The 16546-nt window shown below is 65.7% G+C and carries 15 protein-coding genes; 5 read left to right on the top strand and 10 right to left on the bottom strand.

The features are described from left to right. Positions 1-143 precede the first annotated feature (143 nt). Positions 144-1757: a TolC family protein gene (locus DMR_RS01655; RefSeq protein ID WP_012749942.1), complete on the top strand. Its 1614-nt coding sequence runs from the start codon at positions 144-146 to the stop codon at positions 1755-1757. A gap of 559 nt (positions 1758-2316) precedes the next feature. Here DMR_RS01655 and dsrP read toward each other — a convergent pair. Genes dsrP through DMR_RS01685 form a run of 6 tightly spaced genes read right to left on the bottom strand, consistent with a single transcriptional unit; the run spans position 2317 to position 7994 of the window. Beyond that, positions 2317-3510, bottom strand: coding sequence for a sulfate reduction electron transfer complex DsrMKJOP subunit DsrP (dsrP, locus tag DMR_RS01660; RefSeq protein ID WP_012749943.1), 1194 nt, complete (start codon positions 3508-3510; stop codon positions 2317-2319). 8 nt (positions 3511-3518) lie between these two features. Beyond that, complete coding sequence (gene dsrO, locus DMR_RS01665; protein WP_012749944.1) at positions 3519-4295, bottom strand: sulfate reduction electron transfer complex DsrMKJOP subunit DsrO; 777 nt, start codon at positions 4293-4295, stop codon at positions 3519-3521. A 39-nt stretch (positions 4296-4334) separates the two neighbouring features. Beyond that, positions 4335-4751 (bottom strand): sulfate reduction electron transfer complex DsrMKJOP subunit DsrJ, encoded by a 417-nt coding sequence (gene dsrJ, locus DMR_RS01670; RefSeq protein ID WP_012749945.1) that lies wholly within the window; start codon positions 4749-4751, stop codon positions 4335-4337. 3 nt (positions 4752-4754) lie between these two features. Then, positions 4755-6368, bottom strand: coding sequence for a sulfate reduction electron transfer complex DsrMKJOP subunit DsrK (gene dsrK, locus DMR_RS01675; protein WP_012749946.1), 1614 nt, complete (start codon positions 6366-6368; stop codon positions 4755-4757). A 45-nt stretch (positions 6369-6413) separates the two neighbouring features. Beyond that, complete coding sequence (dsrM, locus tag DMR_RS01680) at positions 6414-7415, bottom strand: sulfate reduction electron transfer complex DsrMKJOP subunit DsrM (RefSeq protein WP_012749947.1); 1002 nt, start codon at positions 7413-7415, stop codon at positions 6414-6416. A gap of 36 nt (positions 7416-7451) precedes the next feature. Further along, positions 7452-7994: an RsbRD N-terminal domain-containing protein gene (locus DMR_RS01685; RefSeq protein ID WP_012749948.1), complete on the bottom strand. Its 543-nt coding sequence runs from the start codon at positions 7992-7994 to the stop codon at positions 7452-7454. A gap of 164 nt (positions 7995-8158) precedes the next feature. Here DMR_RS01685 and DMR_RS01690 point away from each other — a divergent pair, with 164 nt between their 5' ends. Continuing rightward, positions 8159-8683, top strand: a complete 525-nt coding sequence (locus DMR_RS01690; RefSeq protein WP_043599839.1) for a hypothetical protein — start codon at positions 8159-8161, stop codon at positions 8681-8683. A gap of 245 nt (positions 8684-8928) precedes the next feature. Continuing rightward, positions 8929-10647, top strand: a complete 1719-nt coding sequence (locus DMR_RS01695; RefSeq protein WP_012749950.1) for an amidohydrolase — start codon at positions 8929-8931, stop codon at positions 10645-10647. An 18-nt stretch (positions 10648-10665) separates the two neighbouring features. Here the strand turns inward: DMR_RS01695 and DMR_RS01700 are convergent, their stop codons facing one another. Beyond that, positions 10666-11169 carry a CinA family protein gene (locus tag DMR_RS01700; protein ID WP_012749951.1) on the bottom strand — a complete coding sequence of 168 codons (504 nt, stop codon included), beginning with the start codon at positions 11167-11169 and terminating at the stop codon, positions 10666-10668. 292 nt (positions 11170-11461) lie between these two features. Between DMR_RS01700 and serS the strand changes: the two genes are divergently transcribed. Both serS and DMR_RS01710 read left to right on the top strand, forming a co-directional pair. Further along, entirely contained in the window at positions 11462-12751 is a 1290-nt protein-coding gene (serS, locus tag DMR_RS01705; protein ID WP_012749952.1) for a serine--tRNA ligase, read from the top strand. Then, positions 12748-12936 carry a hypothetical protein gene (locus tag DMR_RS01710; RefSeq protein ID WP_012749953.1) on the top strand — a complete coding sequence of 63 codons (189 nt, stop codon included), beginning with the start codon at positions 12748-12750 and terminating at the stop codon, positions 12934-12936. Before serS ends, DMR_RS01710 begins: the two co-directional genes overlap by 4 nt. Positions 12937-13073: 137 nt before the next feature. On the opposite strand, the gene DMR_RS01715 is transcribed toward DMR_RS01710, so the two are convergent. The 3 genes from DMR_RS01715 to DMR_RS01725 all read right to left on the bottom strand — a co-directional run bounded on the left by DMR_RS01715 (position 13074) and on the right by DMR_RS01725 (position 16513). Then, the gene (locus DMR_RS01715) at positions 13074-13652 is read right to left on the bottom strand and encodes a VOC family protein (RefSeq protein WP_012749954.1); all 579 of its coding nucleotides are present in this window, start codon (positions 13650-13652) and stop codon (positions 13074-13076) included. A 29-nt stretch (positions 13653-13681) separates the two neighbouring features. Next, on the bottom strand, positions 13682-14539 hold the full coding sequence (dapF, locus tag DMR_RS01720; protein ID WP_012749955.1) for a diaminopimelate epimerase: 858 nt from the start codon (positions 14537-14539) through the stop codon (positions 13682-13684). A gap of 189 nt (positions 14540-14728) precedes the next feature. Next, positions 14729-16513, bottom strand: a complete 1785-nt coding sequence (locus DMR_RS01725) for a chorismate-binding protein (protein WP_012749956.1) — start codon at positions 16511-16513, stop codon at positions 14729-14731. Positions 16514-16546: the final 33 nt, after the last annotated feature.

Genomic DNA, 16546 nt, shown 5'->3' on the forward strand with positions numbered 1-16546 from the left:
ACAGGCGTAAGATACTGCGCTTGGATAGGGTGTATGCCGGTTTGGTGAATGCTTGTTCACAAGAGTATACATCCGGTATTAATTGTATTATCGGGAAACCTCCCTGGCTTGCGGGGAAATCTCCCCGAATGTGAGGACTCGGCATGACCGCAGCTGCGAAACGGCCCCATCTTCTTCTGGTAATGGGCTTTATTCTTTCGGTATTTACGGCCGGATCGGCCTTTGCCCAGAATGGCTCGGGCAGCAACGACCGCGTGGCCAAACGCTACGCCATCCAACAGACCCAGGACGGCTACGGGCCGCCGCCCATCACCGACCCGTCGCTGGAAACCAAGGTCGAAAAGATTCCGCTGCCTGATTTCGTCAAGGAAAAGCAGACTGATCCGGCCGCCCCCAAGGCCGGCGGCGCGGCCCAGGCCGGCGACGGGCAGAGCTTCGACATGCAGCAAAGCGCCCAGCGTGGCCTGGACGCCAACCCGCAGATGCAGTCCGCCCGCGCCCAGCTGACCGGGTCGGAGGATCTGCGCCGCCAGGCCCTGGCCAACTTCGGCCCGGTGGGCACGGTGAGCTACTCCTTCCAGCGCGTGGACGCCCAGGTCGTGGGTTCGACCAGCCTCAACATCCCCGCCAACCAGATCATCAACGCCACCCAGGGCACGAACCTGTCCACCACCCGCACCTCGTCCACCCGGGTGGGCACCTGGCAGAACACCTACCAGCTGCAGCTGGTGGCCACCCAGCCGCTTTTCACCGGCTTCAAGCTCCTCAGTTCCTACCAGAAGGCCGCCCTGACCAAGGAGCAAGCCCAAGCCAACATCAAGTACACCGAGCTGACCCTGGTCAAGGCCGTGCAGCAGGCTTTCCTGACACTGCTGCAGGCCCGGGCCAACGTCCAGTCCAACAAGGACTCGGTGGCCCGTCTCGAATCCCAGTACAAGGTGGCCCAGGCCTACTACGATGTCGGCCTCAAGCCCCGTCTGGACGTCTTGCAGGCTGAATCCGACCTGGCCCAGGCCGAGCAGGACCTGCTCAAGGCCGAAAACAACGTCCTGGTGCAAATCGCCCAGCTCAATTCGCTGCTGAACCTGCCGCTGAACCAGCAGACCAACTACCTGGGCGAGCTGGCCTACATCCCCTTTGCCATGAACATCGAGGACTGCCTCGATCTGGCCTACAAACAGCGCCCGGACCTCTACATGGCCGTCAAATCGGTGCAGATCGCCGAGCGCGACGCCAAGATCGCGGCCAGCCCGCTGTATCCCCAGGTCCAGGCCCAGGCCATCTATCAGCGCGAGGGCAACACTCTTGATCTCGACGTGCGCGACAATTCCGGCGGCACTACCCCGGAAACGACGTCTTTCAGCATCACCGCCTCGCTGCAGGCCTGGGACTGGGGTTCGACCTTCTTCGGCTTCCAGGCGGCCCGGGAAAACGTGAAAAAGCTGCAGGCCGATCTGGCCAAGCTGCGCCTGGACATCGGCTATCAGGTCAAGACGTTCTATCTCAATATCCAGGACGCGGCCAAACGCATCTCGGTGGCCCGCACAGCCCTTGAGGCGTCCAAGGAAGGCTACCGCATGGCCGTGGCCCGCTACCAGGCCCAGGTCGGCACCAGCACCGACGTGCTCGACGCCCAGGCCCGGGTGAGCACCGCCGAGTACAACCTGACCCAGGCGCTGACCGACTACCAAAGCGCCCTGGCCGACATCTACGTGGCCATGGGCATGAAGAAGCTCGATCTGGCCGCCGCCCAGTAGCGGCCCGTTTACCGGCCCCCAGGCCGGGCAAGGGACTTCCCAGGCCCGCTTCCGCAAGGAGGCGGGCTTTTTGTTGGGCGCGGCGTCAGGGCAGCCCAACGGCTGAGGCTGGCGTGGCCGGGCGCGGCGTCACCAGCCCAAGCGGCAACTGGCGGTTGTGGGCCAGACACTGCGGCGCAAGGCGGGTAGAGCAAGCGCATAGCCCGTTCCTTGGCCAAGCCTCAGGCGCCCCGCCGCCACCCCGTAGGCTTGCGGGGTGATTACCGGGCTAAGTGCGGCGCGCACCCTGGTTTTGCAGCCGTAACAACGTCAGCATCTCGCTACACTCAATGGCGAGACATCAGCCTGTCCAGCCGAAGGGAAGCCGGCGCAGCCAGCTGCGACGGTTGAAGTCGTTTAGAAGTCTCCGCAAGGAGGCCTGGCGTTTTCGGAAGTTTCCCGGTTGCGTCTACCGGACTCCCCAGGGACTGCCCGGGAAATCTCGTCTGGGGCCGCCAGCCGCAAAAAGGCCCGCCTCCTTGCGGAAGCGGGCCTCACGGACAGCGTATGCGCCGGGCGCTTATTCAGCGGCCGGCGGGGGCACCATGGACAGGTTGCCGCCCTCGACTTCACTGCGCACCTCGATGGCGATCTTCCACAGCACGGTCAGCACGATGCCGCCGAGCGCGAAGACCATCAGCGAGATCATGATCTCCGGGACGGTCGGGCTATAGACCGTGACGGTCTCGAAGGGGTTGGGCGTGAAGCCGCCGATGAGAAGCCCCAGGCCCTTGTCGATCCAGGAAGCGATGACCAGCATGATAAGGCCGATGGTCAGGGCCGTGGGGTTCTGGCGGATGGGCGTGGGAATGAGGAACAGCAGGCAGCCCAGGCCCAGGACCACGGCGGTCCACATGAAGGGCACCATCATGTCGTGGCCGTCGATGCCGGTGAACAGGTACTTAAACGGCGCGATGTGCCCCGGCATGTTGCTGTAAAACGAGGTGAACACTTCCAGCAGGAAGAAGAAGATGTTCACGCACATGGCGTAGGTGATGATGACGGCCAGGCGGTTGATGGCTTTCTGGCCGGGATCGAAGCCGGTCAGGCGGCGCAGGCACAGCGTCAGCAGCAGCAGGATGGCCGGACCGGAGCAGAAGGCCGAGGCCAGGAACCGGGCGGCCATGATGGCCGTCAGGAAGTAGTGGCGCCCGGGTAGGCCGGCGTACAGGAAGGCCGTGACGGTGTGGATGGAAAACGCCCAGATGACCGACACGATGGCCAGGATCTTGACCCACTTGGGCGGGGTCATGTCGTTTTTGAAGTACTGCAGGCTCGTCCAGCCCACGATGATGTTGAGGAACAGGTAGCCGTTAAGGACGACCATGTCCCAGAACAGGACCGAGTGGGGCGTGGCGTTTAGCAGCACGTTGAGCATGCGCTGGGGCTGACCAATGTCGACCACGATGAAGCCCAGGCACATGACCACGGCGGCGATGGCCAGGAATTCGCCAAGAATGATCATCTTGGAGAATTCCTTGTAGTGGTGGAAGTAGTAGGGAAGGACCAGCATGACGGCCGAGGCGGCGACGCCGACCAGATAGGTGAACTGGGCGATGTAAAAGCCCCAGGACACGTCGCGGTTGAGCCCCGTGATCTTCATGCCGAAGGTCAACTGGTACAGCCAAAAGCCCAGACCCAGCGCCATGACCAGGCCAAGGGCGATCAGCGTGCCCCAATAGCGGGGACTTCCTTTGAGCGCTTTTTCCAGCATGGCTTACCTCACAGGATGTAATACACGCTCGGCGAGGTGCCGGCGTCCGGTTTGCGGCGGATGGCGAAGTGTTCGCGCAACGCCTTGCGGATGTCGGACTGCTCGTCGGACAGGTCGCCGAAGACCAGCGCGCCCTCGGCCGCTTCCACGCACACGGGCAGCTTGCCGATGGCCAGGCGCTCGGCGCAGAAGTTGCATTTTTCCACGACGCCGCGCATCCGGGTGGGGAAGAGCGGATTGAAGCTCTTGATAAACGGGCGCGGGTCCTGGAAGTTGAAGCTGCGCGCGCCAAACGGACAACCGGCCATGCAGTAGCGGCAGCCGATGCAGCGGTGGAAGTCCATCATGACGATGCCGTCGGGGCGCTGGAAGGTCGCCTGGGTCGGGCAGACCTTGACGCACATAGGGGCTTCGCACTGGTTGCACAAAAGCGGAAACTGCCGGTGCTCGATCTCTTCGGACAGGTAGTGGCCGTGCTCGGTGGGGAAGGTTTCTTCGTAGTTTGCTCCCCAGAACCACTTGATTTCCTTGGGGCCGGCGATGTCGGGCACGTTGTGCTCGGTATGGCAGGCCTTACGGCACTTGGCGTTCATTTCGGGGGTCATCTTGGCGGTGAAAATCGCCATGCCCCAGTGTTTGGCCTTGAGGCCCTCTTCGAAGTTGGCGACCGTGGGCACGCTCTCGGCGAACGCCGGGGCGTCGCCGAGGAAACCGAGCCGGGCGGCGCCGATCCCCATGGCGGAGACGGCGGCCAGCTTCAGAAACTCTCGTCTGTTGCTTTTCATGGTAAGGTCCCCTTGAGTGGTGGTGTCGCCGACGCCGGCCTAGTGCCCGCCCGTGGCCGCTTGCGCGACGGGGGGGATGGGCGACTTCTGGTCCGGCGTGAGGTTGTGGCAATCCCAGCAATAGGGGGCCACGCCTACCGTGTCGTGGCAACGGTCACAGAACTTGGCCTTGTCCGGGTGGCAGGACATGCAGGTGTTGGTCAGGCTTTTGGCAAACTTCTGACCTTTGGCGTTGACGAAGATGCGGTTGCCGTCGCGAACGGCTTCATTGCGCCATTCGTTGAGCAGCTGCATGTGCTTGTCGCGCATTTCCTGGGTCGGCAGCACGCAGTCCTTCTGATCCTTGGGCAGCTCCGGCGTCACTTCGAACTTGTGGCCCATGTTGTAGACCACGGGAACGAAGGCGAGGGCCAGGAAGAAGATAATGCCTGGTATGATATATTTGGCATTGTACATAGGTTATTCCTCCTCGTCCTCCATCCCCGGCAGGGGGTTTTGCCTGAGATCGGTGGTCCGCTTTTTCTCGCCGTCGAGGATGATCGCGTTGCCCACCAACTCATGCAGGCCGGAGACGCCAACGCCCGGAGCCCAGTAGTCGCACAGGGGCGGCAGGGTGGCGCGGTCGATGGCGCAGACGCAGGCCAGGTTGTTGACGCCGTGACGATCGCGCACATACTTGACCGCGTTGCCCCGGGGCAGGCCGCCGCGCAGGCGCGTCTCGGTGAACTCTTCGTTGTTGAGGCCCGCGCCGCCGCCGCAGCAGAAGGTCTGCTCGCGGATGGTGTTTTCGGGCATTTCGTAGAAGTACCGGCAGACGTTTTTGAGCACGTAGCGGGGTTCTTCGAAAAGGCCCATGCCGCGGGCAGGGTTGCAGGAGTCGTGGAAGGTGGTCTTGAAGTTGTCGTTGCGCGACGGATCAAGGTTGAGCTTGCCGTGCTTGATCAGGTCGGCGGTGAACTCCGCGATGTGGAGCATCTTGGTGCCGGCGGCGGCGTCGAACTTGGTGCCGGTGATGGGGGACACCGGGGTTTCCAGGAAGTCGGCCGGGCCGTTCATGGTGGACATGTACTGGTTGATGACGCGCCACATGTGGCCGCACTCGCCGCCAAGAATCCATTTGGCGCCCAGGCGCTCGGCCTCGGCGTACATCTTGGCGTTGAGCTTTTTCATCATCTTGTCCGAGGTAAAAAGGCCGAAGTTGCCGCCCTCGGAAGCGTAGGTGCTCCAGGTGACGTCAAGGCCGAGGTGCTCGAACAGGATCAGGTAGCCCATGTAGGTGTAGATGCCCGGGTCGGCGAAGATGTCGCCGGACGGCGTGATAAAAAGGATTTCGCAACCCTTCTTGTTCACGTTGGGCCGGATGCGCTTGCCGGTGATTTCCTCGATGTCGTCACAGAGGAAATCCATCATGTCCTTGTAGGCGTGGGGCTGGATGCCGAGGTGGTTGCCGGTGCGGTTGCAGTTGGCGGCCGGCTCGAGGATCCAGTTGATGTTGCAGCCCACTTCATGGAGCAGCTCGCGGGCCATCATGGTGATTTCGGCGGTGTCGATGCCGTAGGGGCAGAAAAGCGAACACCGGCGGCATTCCGTGCACTGGTAGAAGTACAGGAACCATTCCTTGATGACGTCTTCTTCGAGCTTGCGGGCGCCGGCCAGCTTGCCGAGCACCTTGGCCGCGGCCGAGAACTCGCCGCGGTAGATGGAGCGCAAAAGCTCCGCGCGCAGCACCGGCATGTTCTTGGGGTCGCCGCCGCCGATGAAGAAGTGGCACTTGTCGGCGCAGGCGCCGCAGCGCACGCAGATGTCCATGAAGATCTTAAACGAGCGGTACTTCTTGAGCAGCGAGCGGAACTTTTCCATGACGATACGCTGCCAGTCGGGGGGCAGCTTCCAGTCGTCGTCGGTGGGCGTCCACTCGCGGGGGTTGGGCATCCCCAGGTACTTGAGGATATCGGGCTTGCCCGGGTAGCTGAAGTTGCCCGGTTTAAAAGCCGTCTTGGTGTCCATCCACGACTTGACCGGCGTGGTGTAGTTGATCTTGATCAGTTCTTCCGGTGGCGGATACTTGGCCATGGTCTATCCTCACTTCTCTCCAGAAATGGTAAGGTTGCGCCCGTTTTAGGCTTGCTTGTCCACGGGCAGGCCGGCTTCGATCATCTTCTCGCGGAAGTCGTCCTCGTAGGCCGCGTAGGAGTGCGGCTTGATGGACGGATCGTTCCAGGGGTTCACCCACATGGCCCGGCGGCTCATGTTGGGCGCCACGCGGGTGGGCGAGAGGAAGACGCCGCCCATGTGCATGAGCTTGGAGAAGGGAAAGTAGATGAACAGCGCGCACACCAGCGTCAGGTGGGCATAGACCGAGGGGTCGATGGCCGCCTTGGGCATGTGCGGATGCAGGGTCACGATGCCCATGGCCAATTCCTTGACCGCGATGACGTCGACCTTGACCACGTAGCGCATCCAGATGCCGGTGACCACGATGCCGACCAGCAGGAGCAGAGGGAAGTAGTCCTGCATGAGCGAGATGTAGCGCACCTTGCCGTCGAACACGCGGCGAGCCAGGAGGAAGAGCAGTCCGGCCAGGATGAGCGCGTCGGACTGGTACATCACCGGCAAGCCGATCTGGAGGATGGAGTCCAGAAATTCGGCGATGTGGACCGGATAGGGCACCGGCGCCATGAAAAAGCGCAGGTGGCGCACCAAGATGAGCAGGAAGCAGTAGTGGAAGATCAAGGCGAACAGCCACAGGGATTTCTCCGAGCTGTAACCGACCTTGGGGCCTTCCTGCTGGAGCTTCACCGACGTGTTGCGGAACAGCGACCGGAAGCACAAGACTTCCAGCACCATGCGCATGAACACGCCCTTCTTGTCATACGGGTTGTCCCAGGGGCTGTTTTTGATCCAGGGCAGCGATTTCTGCTGACCACCGGTGGTGGGAATGCAAAACGGGACGGGGCTTTTGGCCCAATCCACGATCCGCATGGTGAATCCCACCATGAAAATGATGATTGCGATGTACGGGAGCACGATCCCGAACAGCGCACCCATCCCCATCCCCACGCCCAACCACGGGATGACGATGAGCGCCAGTACCGCGAGAAAGGAGTAAAACGCTGCCATGTACCCTCACCTCGTTAAAGGTTTCCCCATTGACGCCTACTGGGCCTCCCCTCCCTCGGCGGAGAGGTCGCAGACGAGATTGGCCCGTTTAAGGAGCCGGTCGTACTGTTTCTTGATCTGGTCGATGCGCAGCGCCGCGAGCTTTTCCCGGCACTGGCAGTAGATGTCCATGGCGAAAAGGGCCAGCACGTCGATGGAAGATTCCAGGGCGAGAAGCTCGACGAAGAGGTCGTGCTCCGCGATTTTTTCCCAGAGGGTCTCGCGCACCGCCTTTTTGAGCAGGAAAATAAACGCCGTGGCCTGGGAAGGCGTGAAATCCTGGATGGCCCGCACCCGCACGATCTCGTCGAGATAGGGACCGAAGGTCTCGACGTCAGGCGTCTGGCCGCAGGTGGCCAGCCCCACCACGATGCCCCGCATGCCGGCTTCGAACCGGTGCCGCACCGGATTGGCGAAGGGGTCGTCGCGTTTTTTCCACAGCACGGCCGTATTCTCGGAGTAGGTGCCGAGAATCAGGTCGAACCAGGCGTCAAGGACGGCCTGCTGGTCGAGGACGAGATGATCCACCAGTTTCAGCATGAAATGTACCTTTCTTCACAATCGCTTAACAGGCTGGTTCCTTACCAGAAAAACGCAAATTGTAAAGGACGGAATTCCCCCGGTTCGGGCGGAAATCGCCTTGAATTCCCGGCCTGTTGCCGGTCTATGGCGCTTTTGCTAGGCTTGGAAAAAAGCGAGCCGACATGCAAACCACTGCCGCCCACGTCGATATCCTGCGCGCCGCCGCCGCCTTTTCTTCCATCGCACGCTACAACGGGACCATGCCCAGGAGGCAGGCCCTGCATTACGACAAAACGCGGCTGGCGGAACTTGAAGATGCCGGATTTCTGGAGCGGGTCAAGCTCTCATTTCCCTGCGGCAAGGATGTCGAAGGCTGGCGCATCACGGCCGGCGGCCGCTTCGCCCTGGCCGGCGAAGACGCCGCCTGCGCCCTGGAGCCCGAGCATCTGCGCATTTTGTCCGACATTTACCACTACTCCAAGCTGTCGAAAAACCGGGGCATGATGCCCAAGGAACTGGCCGGGGAGTTTGACGGGGACGACGTGCGCGACCTGTTCCTGCACGGCTACCTGCTGCGCATCAATCTCAAGGGCACGGTCAAGGCCAAGGGCTGGGTGGTGTCGCAAAAGGGCCTCGACGCCCTGCGCCGGGTCGGCCACCGCGCGCCGGCCTGCGCCGAGGACGGCCCCAGGACCACGGCCTCCTGACCGGCCTTCTCCGCTTCGCCTGCCGCCGCCGCCCCCCGTTCCTGCCTCCGCTTATTCCCCGCCTTTTGGACGTAAGACAAAATGTCAGGTGCGCGCGGCCGGTGTTTCTGTTATGCACCAGGACAGGCGCGCCAAGGGCCTGGGGACTGTCCGCCCCTTGTCCGTCATGTGCGTGGCCGGACGCGGCAACGACCCGACAATCGCGGCCGCTCCCCAAACCCGCAACAGGGCAAGGAGCACCATCCATGCACCGTCTCGCGCTCGCCTTTTCGCTGCTGCTTTTCGCTTGCAGTCCCCTTGCCGCCGCCGCGCCGCCGGCTGCCGCGCCCCCGGACGTCATCTTCCGCAACGCCGTTTTCGCCACCTGCAATCCGGCCGGCGACCTGGCCCGAGCCGTGGCCGTCAAAGGCGGCAAGTTCACGGCCGTGGGCACGGAACACGACATCCTGGCCCTGGCCGGCCCGGACACCCGGGTGGTGGACCTGGGCGGCCGGTTTGTCAGCCCCGGCCTCATCGACGCCCACACCCATCCCATGGAGACGGTCTATCTCCTCAAGGACTGGGTGGACTGCCGCTACCCGGGCGTGCCGTCCGTGGCCCAGGCCCTGGCCAACATCAGCGCCTGGGCGGCCAAGACGCCCAAGGGCCAGTGGATCTACGCCGCCTGCGTGTCGGCCTCGGAAAACAAGTTCGCCGAAAAACGCCTGCCCACCCGGGACGAACTCGACCAGGCCGCCCCGGACAACCCGGTCGTCCTGGCCAACGGGGCGCATCAGGTGGTCATCAACTCCGCCGCCATAAAGGCCCTGGGCATCCAGAAGGGCCAGGCCAGGATGGCTCGCGGGGCCTCGGTCATCCTGGACGGGGACGGCGAACCCACCGGCGTGGTCCTCGACGCCCAGGCCGACATTCCCACCAATCCGACCCCGGCTACCCTGGCCTACGCCTACGAAACGGGCATCGCCGACATGTGGAACGCCAAGGGCTTCACCTCGCTTATGGCCATCACGCCGGCCGCCGCCCTGCCCGTGCTGCAAAAAACCGCCGTTTCCGGGGAAAAGCCGCGCATCCGCTACACGGTTTCGGTCTGGACCGCGCCCAACGGGGCCGATATGCCCGAGTCCCTGGCCGCCTTTGCCATGCCGGCCGGGGCCGATCCGGCCTTCTACCGCTTCGCGGCCATCAAAGCCTGGATGGATGGGGAAAACGACGCCAGAAGCGGCTACATGTGCGAACACTACCTGGGGCATCGCCCCGACGACGCCCCGGGCGGCCGGGGAAGCCTCGTGACCACGGCCGCCCAGGCCGAGCGGTTCGTTGCCATTGCCGCCAAAAACGGCCTGGCCCCCATGCTTCACTGCTCGGGCGACGCGGCCATGGACCTGGGCCTTTCCACCTATGAAACGCTTTTGGCCTCCGGGGCCAGGCCGCCGCTTATGCGCATCGAGCATTTCGGGATGTTCCAGCTCAAAGACGACGAGCTGGCCCGGGCCAAGGCCCTTTTCCCCAAGGGGCTGCGCATTTCGGTGCAGCCTATGTGGATGACGGAACTGGTGCGGGCCGATTTCGAGAACATGGACAAGGGGCTGGCCGCCTCGGGCTTCCGGTTTAAGACCATGGTCGAGGCCGGGCTGCGGCCGGCCGCCAGCACGGACATGACCGGCATCTATCCCGGCAATCTCGAACCGGTCAAAGCCATGGCCGCCTGCGTCACCCGGGCTTCCGACGCCGGCGTCTTTTTGCCCGCCGAGGCGCTTTCGCCCGAACAGGCGCTACGGATGTGGACGATCTGGGCGGCCGAGTCCCTGGGCGAGGACGCGGTCAAGGGCAGCATCGAGCCGGGCAAGTTCGCCGACCTGACGGTCTATTCCGACAATCTCTTCACCATGCCGGGGGACAAGCTGGCCACGGCGCAGGTGACGCGCACCATCGTGGGCGGCGAAACCGTCTATCAGACGCCGTAGCGCCGAGGGAACGCGGCGCTAGCCTTCGGGGCCGGCGGTCTGGAGCGCCCGGGCCAGCAAGCCCTCCATGGCCGCGGCCACGGCCAGGCGCTTGACGGCCAGCCGGTCGCCGGCGAACTGGAAGCGCTGGACATCGGTGAAATCCGGGCCTTCCCAGGCCATCCAGACCGTGCCTACCGGTTTTTGGGGCGTGCCGCCGGACGGGCCGGCGATGCCGCTTATGGCGATGGCGGCGTCGGCGTGGAGCACCCCGCGCGCCCCCCGGGTCATGGCCAGCACGCTCTCGCGGCTGACCGCCCCCTTGGCGTCGAGCACGGCCTGGGACACCCCCAGCACATCGCGTTTGACGCCGTTGGCATAGGCCACCACCGCTCCGGCGAACCAGGCCGAAGCGCCGGGCGCGTCGGTTAGCACGCTGGAGAGCAGCCCTCCGGTGCACGACTCGGCGCAGCCCAGCAGCCACCCCCGGGCGGACAGGGCCTCGCCCAGGCGCAACGCCAACAGTCGCAAGGTCTCTTCCATAAAGCCAACCTCCCCCTCGATAAGCGCCAAGTATCGGATTTCCCGCCGCCTGTCACCGAGGACACGGCCGGTGGAGGTTGCCAAAATTGGCAATTTGCCGAACGCCGCCCGGGGCGTGTCCCCAGGCCGGCTGTCTCGCCCGGATCGGCCGTCCCGACAAGATCGGCCGTCCCGACGAATCCGGCCCGCCCGCCCACCAGCCCGGGCCGGCCGGCCAGGCCCCGTCCCGACTTGACGCGGGAAACGCCGGACGCGTACAGGCAAGGCCGACGGAAACGACAAGGAGCCAGCCATGCTTGATCTGAAATTTCTGCGCCAAAACCCCGAGGCCGTGGCCGCCGGCCTGGCCCGGCGGCGCTTCCCCTTTGACCTCGACGCGTTTCTCGCCCTGGAAGAGCGTCGCCGGGCCTGCATCACGGCAGCCGAGCAGAAAAAAAGCCAGCGCAACGCCGCCTCGGCCGAGGTGGCCAAGGCCAAGCGGGCCGGTGGCGACGCCTCGGCCGCCCTGGCCGGCCTGGGGGCGCTGTCCGACGAGATCAAGGCTCTGGACGAGGACGCCAAGGCCATTGACGCCGAAGTGGCGGCCCTGCTCCTGGGCGTGCCCAACCTCCCCCACGCCACCACCCCGGACGGGGCCAGCGAGGCCGACAACCCCGAGGTGCGCCGGTGGGGCCAGCCTCGCGAATTCACCGAGTTTGCCCCGCGCGAACACCAGGACGTGGGCGCGGCCCTGGGCCTGGACGCCGAACGGGCGGTCAAGCTGTCCGGGGCGCGCTTTGCCGTGCTGCGCGGCGCGCTTGCCCGGCTGGAACGCGCCCTGGCCGCCTTCATGCTCGACCTGCACACCGGGTCCCACGGTTACGTCGAGGTGGTCACACCCTACATCGTCACCGACGAGTGCCTGGTCGGCACCGGCCAGCTGCCGAAATTCGCCGAGGACCTGTTCAAGCTCGAAGGCCGCGCCGCCTATCTCATTCCCACGGCCGAGGTGCCGGTGACCAACCTCCACCGGGGCGAGGTGCTGCCCGAGTCGGCCCTGCCCCTGGGCTACACCTGCCACACCCAGTGCTTCCGCTCCGAGGCCGGCTCCTACGGCAAGGACACCAAGGGGCTCATTCGCCTGCACCAGTTCGGCAAGGTGGAGCTGGTGCGCTTCGTCCACCCGGACACGTCCTACGACGAACTGGAAAAGCTGACGAACCAGGCCGAGGCCGTGCTGCAGGCCCTGGAGCTGCCGTATCGCGTGGTGGCCCTCTGCGCCGGCGACATCGGCTTTTCCTCGGCCAAGACCTATGACCTCGAAGTCTGGCTGCCGGCCCAGGGCAAGTACCGCGAGATCTCCTCGTGCTCCAATTTCGAGGACTTCCAGGCCCGGCGCGCCGACATCCGCTTCAAGCCCGACGGCGGCAAGAAGACGGCCTACGTGCATACGTTAAACGGCTCGGGCCTGGCCGTGGGCCGGACCATGGCCGCCATTTTGGAAAATGGCGTCCAGGCCGACGGCTCGGTGGTGCTGCCGAGGGCCCTCGTGCCCTACATGGGCGGCCTGGAAGTTCTGGAACCGGAGGGGAAACGGGCATGATGACCGAAGAACAGCGCAAGGTATTCTGGGGCGAGGTCAAGCGCGGCCTGCTCGTCGGCGGGGCCGTGGGCGTCCTGGGCGGACTCTTTTTCATGGACATGCGCCGGGGGCTGGTGCTGGGGCTTATCGGCGGCTTTTTCGCCGTGCTCACCCGCCGCTCCATCGAGAAGCGCCGGGGCCGGTAGCCGGCCGGCGACGACTTCGTCGCGAACCAGCATCGAAAGGCCCGCTGCCCTTGAGGGAAGCGGGCCTTTCGCATGGCGCGGCAAGCAGGCGCGCCGGGGTGTTTGGGGCAAAACGTGCCTGGCCGTGACGGCCGGGGCTATTCGTCCTCGACCAGCACCAGCTCCCGGCCTTCACCGGGGTAGATGCGTCGTTCGACCGGGGGCGTCGGGGTCGGGGCCGGCCAGTGGCCGGGCTGGGGTTCGGCTCCTTCCTGGGCCGTGGCCGAGGGATGGCGGTCGGCCATGATGGGGTGGGAGCTGATGTCCACCCCGGGCACCGGACAGCTGAATTCGATGGCGATGTTGTTGGGATCAAAGGAATAGACCGAGAAGATGAAACCGTGGTCTATGACCTCGGACACCCAGAAGCCGGCCGCTTCCAGGCGGTCTTTCACGTCCCACAGGTCGTTGCGGTCGCGCACGCCGATGGACAGGTGGTCAAAGGCAAAAGGCCCCTTGACCGGCACGCCGTGGTCCTTGGGCGCGATGGGTTCCACGCTCGGCCATTCGAAAAAGGCGAGCATGTCCGTGGGGGAAATCTCCAGGAAATAATGCCGGTAGCCCGGACGCCCCAGGCCGGCCACCAGACGCAGGCCGAGCAGGTCGCGCCAGAACCGGATGGTGGCGTCCATGTCGGCCGTGGCCATGGCCAGGTGGTTGATGCCGGTGTAGCGCATGGCGTTTCCCCCTTGGGCGCGGGACAGGGTTATTCCGTATCGATGCCGAGGCTTTGCGGGTAGAATTCGCCCTTGAAAACCAGCTCGGCCGCGCCGCGCAGATAGGTCTTGCCGTCGCGCAGGATGACCCCCAGCACTTCGCCGCCGGTGGTGGTGATGTCGGTCTCCTCGCCGGTCATGCCGAGCTCCCGGGCCACGATGGCCGAGGCCACGGCCCCGGTGCCGCAGGCGTAGGTCTCGTCCTCCACGCCGCGCTCGTAGGTGCGCAGGGACAGCGTGCCCTTTTCCTCGGAACTGATGAAATTGACGTTGGTGCCGGCCGGGGCGAAGTACTGGTGCTGGCGGATGGCCCGGCCGAGCTTCCAGACGTCGACCAGTTCCAGGTGGTCCATGACGGCCACGGCATGGGGCACGCCGGTGTTGACGAAATGCAGGTGGAAGGGCCGGCCCTCGACCTCGATGTCGATGGCCATGCGCAGGTCCTTGGGCGGGGTGAGCTGCACCGTCACCTGGTTGGAGTCGGGATCGACCTCGGCTTCGATGGGGCCGGCGTCGGTGCCGAAAACGTGTTTGGCCGGGGCGATGCCGAGCATCCAGGCCAGCCGGGCGGCGCAGCGCGAACCGTTGCCGCACATCTCGGCCCGGGAGCCGTCGGCGTTGAAGAAATGCCAGATGTAGGCCAAGCCGGAACCTTCCGGGGCGTGGTCGAAAAAGATCATGCCGTCGGCCCCGACGCCAAAGGCCTTGCGGCACACCGGCATGACCAGATCGGGCATGGCCGCCGGATCGATGCCGAGCACGCGGTTGTCCACGCACACGAAATCGTTGCCGCAGCCCTGCATCTTGAAAAACGGAACGGATTTGCCGCAAACGGCCTCAATGTCCATGCCTCACTCCTTGCAAGGAAATGCCGTCAGACTAGCAGATCGCCCCGCGCCCGTCGAGGGCCGCGCGTCGGGCCGGGCGGCGCGTCCCCGGCCTCCGAGGTGGAACCTGCCCGTCGCCCGGCTTCGCCGCGTATCGCCGGCTTGTTGTCCGGCCTTGCCGGCGTCCGGCCGGCCGGTCTGGAAAACGGGTCAAGGCAGGCCCAGGGCGATCCCGACGGCCGGGGCTTGGAAGTCCGGCACGGCCCGGGTCCACAGGCGCAGGGCATTGACCAGCCACACGGCCTCGGCCCGCTGGAGGTCGGCCGGCGTCAGCCGCGCCTCGGCCACCACGCCCCGGGCCAGAAGGCGCGCCCGGTACGTGCCGGGCAGCAGGCCGCATTCGGCGGCCGGGGTGAGCAGCCGACCGTCCAGGCGCACGACGAGATTGGCCCGGCAGCTTTCGGTCACCTCGCCCAGGGTGTTGCACAGGACCACGTCGTCGCGGTCCGGCCGGGCGGCCAGGGCGGCGTCGTAGCGGGCGCGGCGGGTGGTCTTGTGGAAAAGGGTCGGATCGGCCGGGTCCACGGGTTCGGGACACAGGCCCAACCGGGCCGGTCGCCCCAGCCGGGCGGGCAGGGGATGGCGGGTGACGGCCACCTCGCCCAGCGGGGACAAGGTCAGGCGCAGCCGGGCCCGGCCGGGGTGCCGGGCGGCTGTGTCCAGGGCGGCGGCCACGGCGGCCGCGTCGTAGGCAAACCCCAGGGCGGCGGCCGAGGCGGCCAGACGGGCCAGGTGTTCGGGCAGAAAACTCAGGCGTCCGGCGTCCAGGCGCAGGGTTTCCAGCAGGGAAAAGCCGGCCGCCGGGTCACTGAGAAACCGGGCCTTGAGCCGGCATTCGGCGTATTCGTCGCCGGCCCGGGAATCGTGGGTGATGCCGCCGCCGACGCCATACACGGCCGTCCGCCGGGCCGTGTCCACGACCACGGTGCGGATGGCGACGCTCATGGCGCAGTCGCCGTCCGGGGCGACAAAACCCAGCGCGCCGGTGTACAAGCCGCGCGGCCCGGTTTCGCGCTCGCGAATAAGGCGCATGGCTGCGGCCTTGGGCGCGCCGGTGATGGAGCCGCAGGGGAAAAGCGCCCGCAGGACGTCGATGAGGCCGGTCGCCGGGGAGATGTCGGCCGTGACCGTGGTGGTCATCTGCCAGGCCGCGCCTAGGGGCTCCACGGCGAAGAGTTCCGGCACGGCCACGCTGCCGGGCACGGCGAGGCGGCCGAGGTCGTTTCGCATGAGATCGACGATCATGCGGTTTTCGGCCTGATTTTTCGGGCAGGCGGCCAGGGCGCGGGCGGCGGCCGCGTCGGCCTCGGGATCGGCGGCGCGCGGGGCGGTGCCCTTCATGGGCCGCACGGTCAGGCGATGGCCTTGGCGCGTAAAAAAGAGTTCCGGCGAGAAGGACAACACCACCCGGCCGCCCATATCCATGCGGCAGCACAGCCCGGCCTGCTGGCGCACGGCCAGGGCGGCGAACCAGGCCGAAAGATCGGCCGGGGCCGGGCCGGAGAGCGGAAATGTATAATTGACCTGATAGGCTTCGCCCCGGCCGAGTTCGCCCCGGATGGCGGCGATGGCCCGGTCGTAGTCCGGCCGGGCCAGGGACGGGAAAAACGGCGCGGCGGGCAAGGGCGCGAACCCGGGCCGTGGCGGCCGGGGCAGGGGGGCGTCGTAGGCGGCGGCAAAGGCTATGGGCTCGCCCGGGGCCGGGGCGTGGACGGCCAGGACGGGATCAAAGGCCGGTGCGGCTTCGTAGGCCAGGGCCAGAACCAACCAGCGGCCGCGCTCCTGCTCACGGCCGGCGCGTTCCAGAAGGGGGATGACCTCGGCGGCCGCGTAGGCCTGGCCGTGCCAGGCCGGGGCGGCAAAGGCCCGGGACCAGCCCCAGGGCGAATAACCGTCCGGGCCGGCGGCGGAGAAAAAGACGGCCTCGCCGAGCATGGCCTTACGCCTTTTCCCGGCCCAGGCCGCGCA

Origin of the sequence: Solidesulfovibrio magneticus RS-1 (genome assembly GCF_000010665.1) — a bacterium.
In the GTDB taxonomy this organism is placed as follows: Bacteria; Desulfobacterota; Desulfovibrionia; order Desulfovibrionales; family Desulfovibrionaceae; genus Solidesulfovibrio; species Solidesulfovibrio magneticus.

Excerpts from the sequence above, each read along its gene's own strand:
- dsrP (WP_012749943.1), bottom strand. The coding sequence starts at position 3,510 with ATGCTGGAAAAAGCGCTCAAAGGAAGTCCCCGCTATTGGGGCACGCTG.
- dapF (WP_012749955.1), bottom strand. The coding sequence starts at position 14,539 with ATGGACATTGAGGCCGTTTGCGGCAAATCCGTTCCGTTTTTCAAGATG.
- DMR_RS01655 (WP_012749942.1), top strand. The coding sequence starts at position 144 with ATGACCGCAGCTGCGAAACGGCCCCATCTTCTTCTGGTAATGGGCTTT.
- DMR_RS01685 (WP_012749948.1), bottom strand. The coding sequence starts at position 7,994 with ATGCTGAAACTGGTGGATCATCTCGTCCTCGACCAGCAGGCCGTCCTT.
- dsrO (WP_012749944.1), bottom strand. The coding sequence starts at position 4,295 with ATGAAAAGCAACAGACGAGAGTTTCTGAAGCTGGCCGCCGTCTCCGCC.
- serS (WP_012749952.1), top strand. The coding sequence starts at position 11,462 with ATGCTTGATCTGAAATTTCTGCGCCAAAACCCCGAGGCCGTGGCCGCC.
- DMR_RS01700 (WP_012749951.1), bottom strand. The coding sequence starts at position 11,169 with ATGGAAGAGACCTTGCGACTGTTGGCGTTGCGCCTGGGCGAGGCCCTG.
- dsrK (WP_012749946.1), bottom strand. The coding sequence starts at position 6,368 with ATGGCCAAGTATCCGCCACCGGAAGAACTGATCAAGATCAACTACACC.
- DMR_RS01695 (WP_012749950.1), top strand. The coding sequence starts at position 8,929 with ATGCACCGTCTCGCGCTCGCCTTTTCGCTGCTGCTTTTCGCTTGCAGT.
- DMR_RS01690 (WP_043599839.1), top strand. The coding sequence starts at position 8,159 with ATGCAAACCACTGCCGCCCACGTCGATATCCTGCGCGCCGCCGCCGCC.
- DMR_RS01725 (WP_012749956.1), bottom strand. The coding sequence starts at position 16,513 with ATGCTCGGCGAGGCCGTCTTTTTCTCCGCCGCCGGCCCGGACGGTTAT.
- DMR_RS01710 (WP_012749953.1), top strand. The coding sequence starts at position 12,748 with ATGATGACCGAAGAACAGCGCAAGGTATTCTGGGGCGAGGTCAAGCGC.
- dsrJ (WP_012749945.1), bottom strand. The coding sequence starts at position 4,751 with ATGTACAATGCCAAATATATCATACCAGGCATTATCTTCTTCCTGGCC.
- DMR_RS01715 (WP_012749954.1), bottom strand. The coding sequence starts at position 13,652 with ATGCGCTACACCGGCATCAACCACCTGGCCATGGCCACGGCCGACATG.
- dsrM (WP_012749947.1), bottom strand. The coding sequence starts at position 7,415 with ATGGCAGCGTTTTACTCCTTTCTCGCGGTACTGGCGCTCATCGTCATC.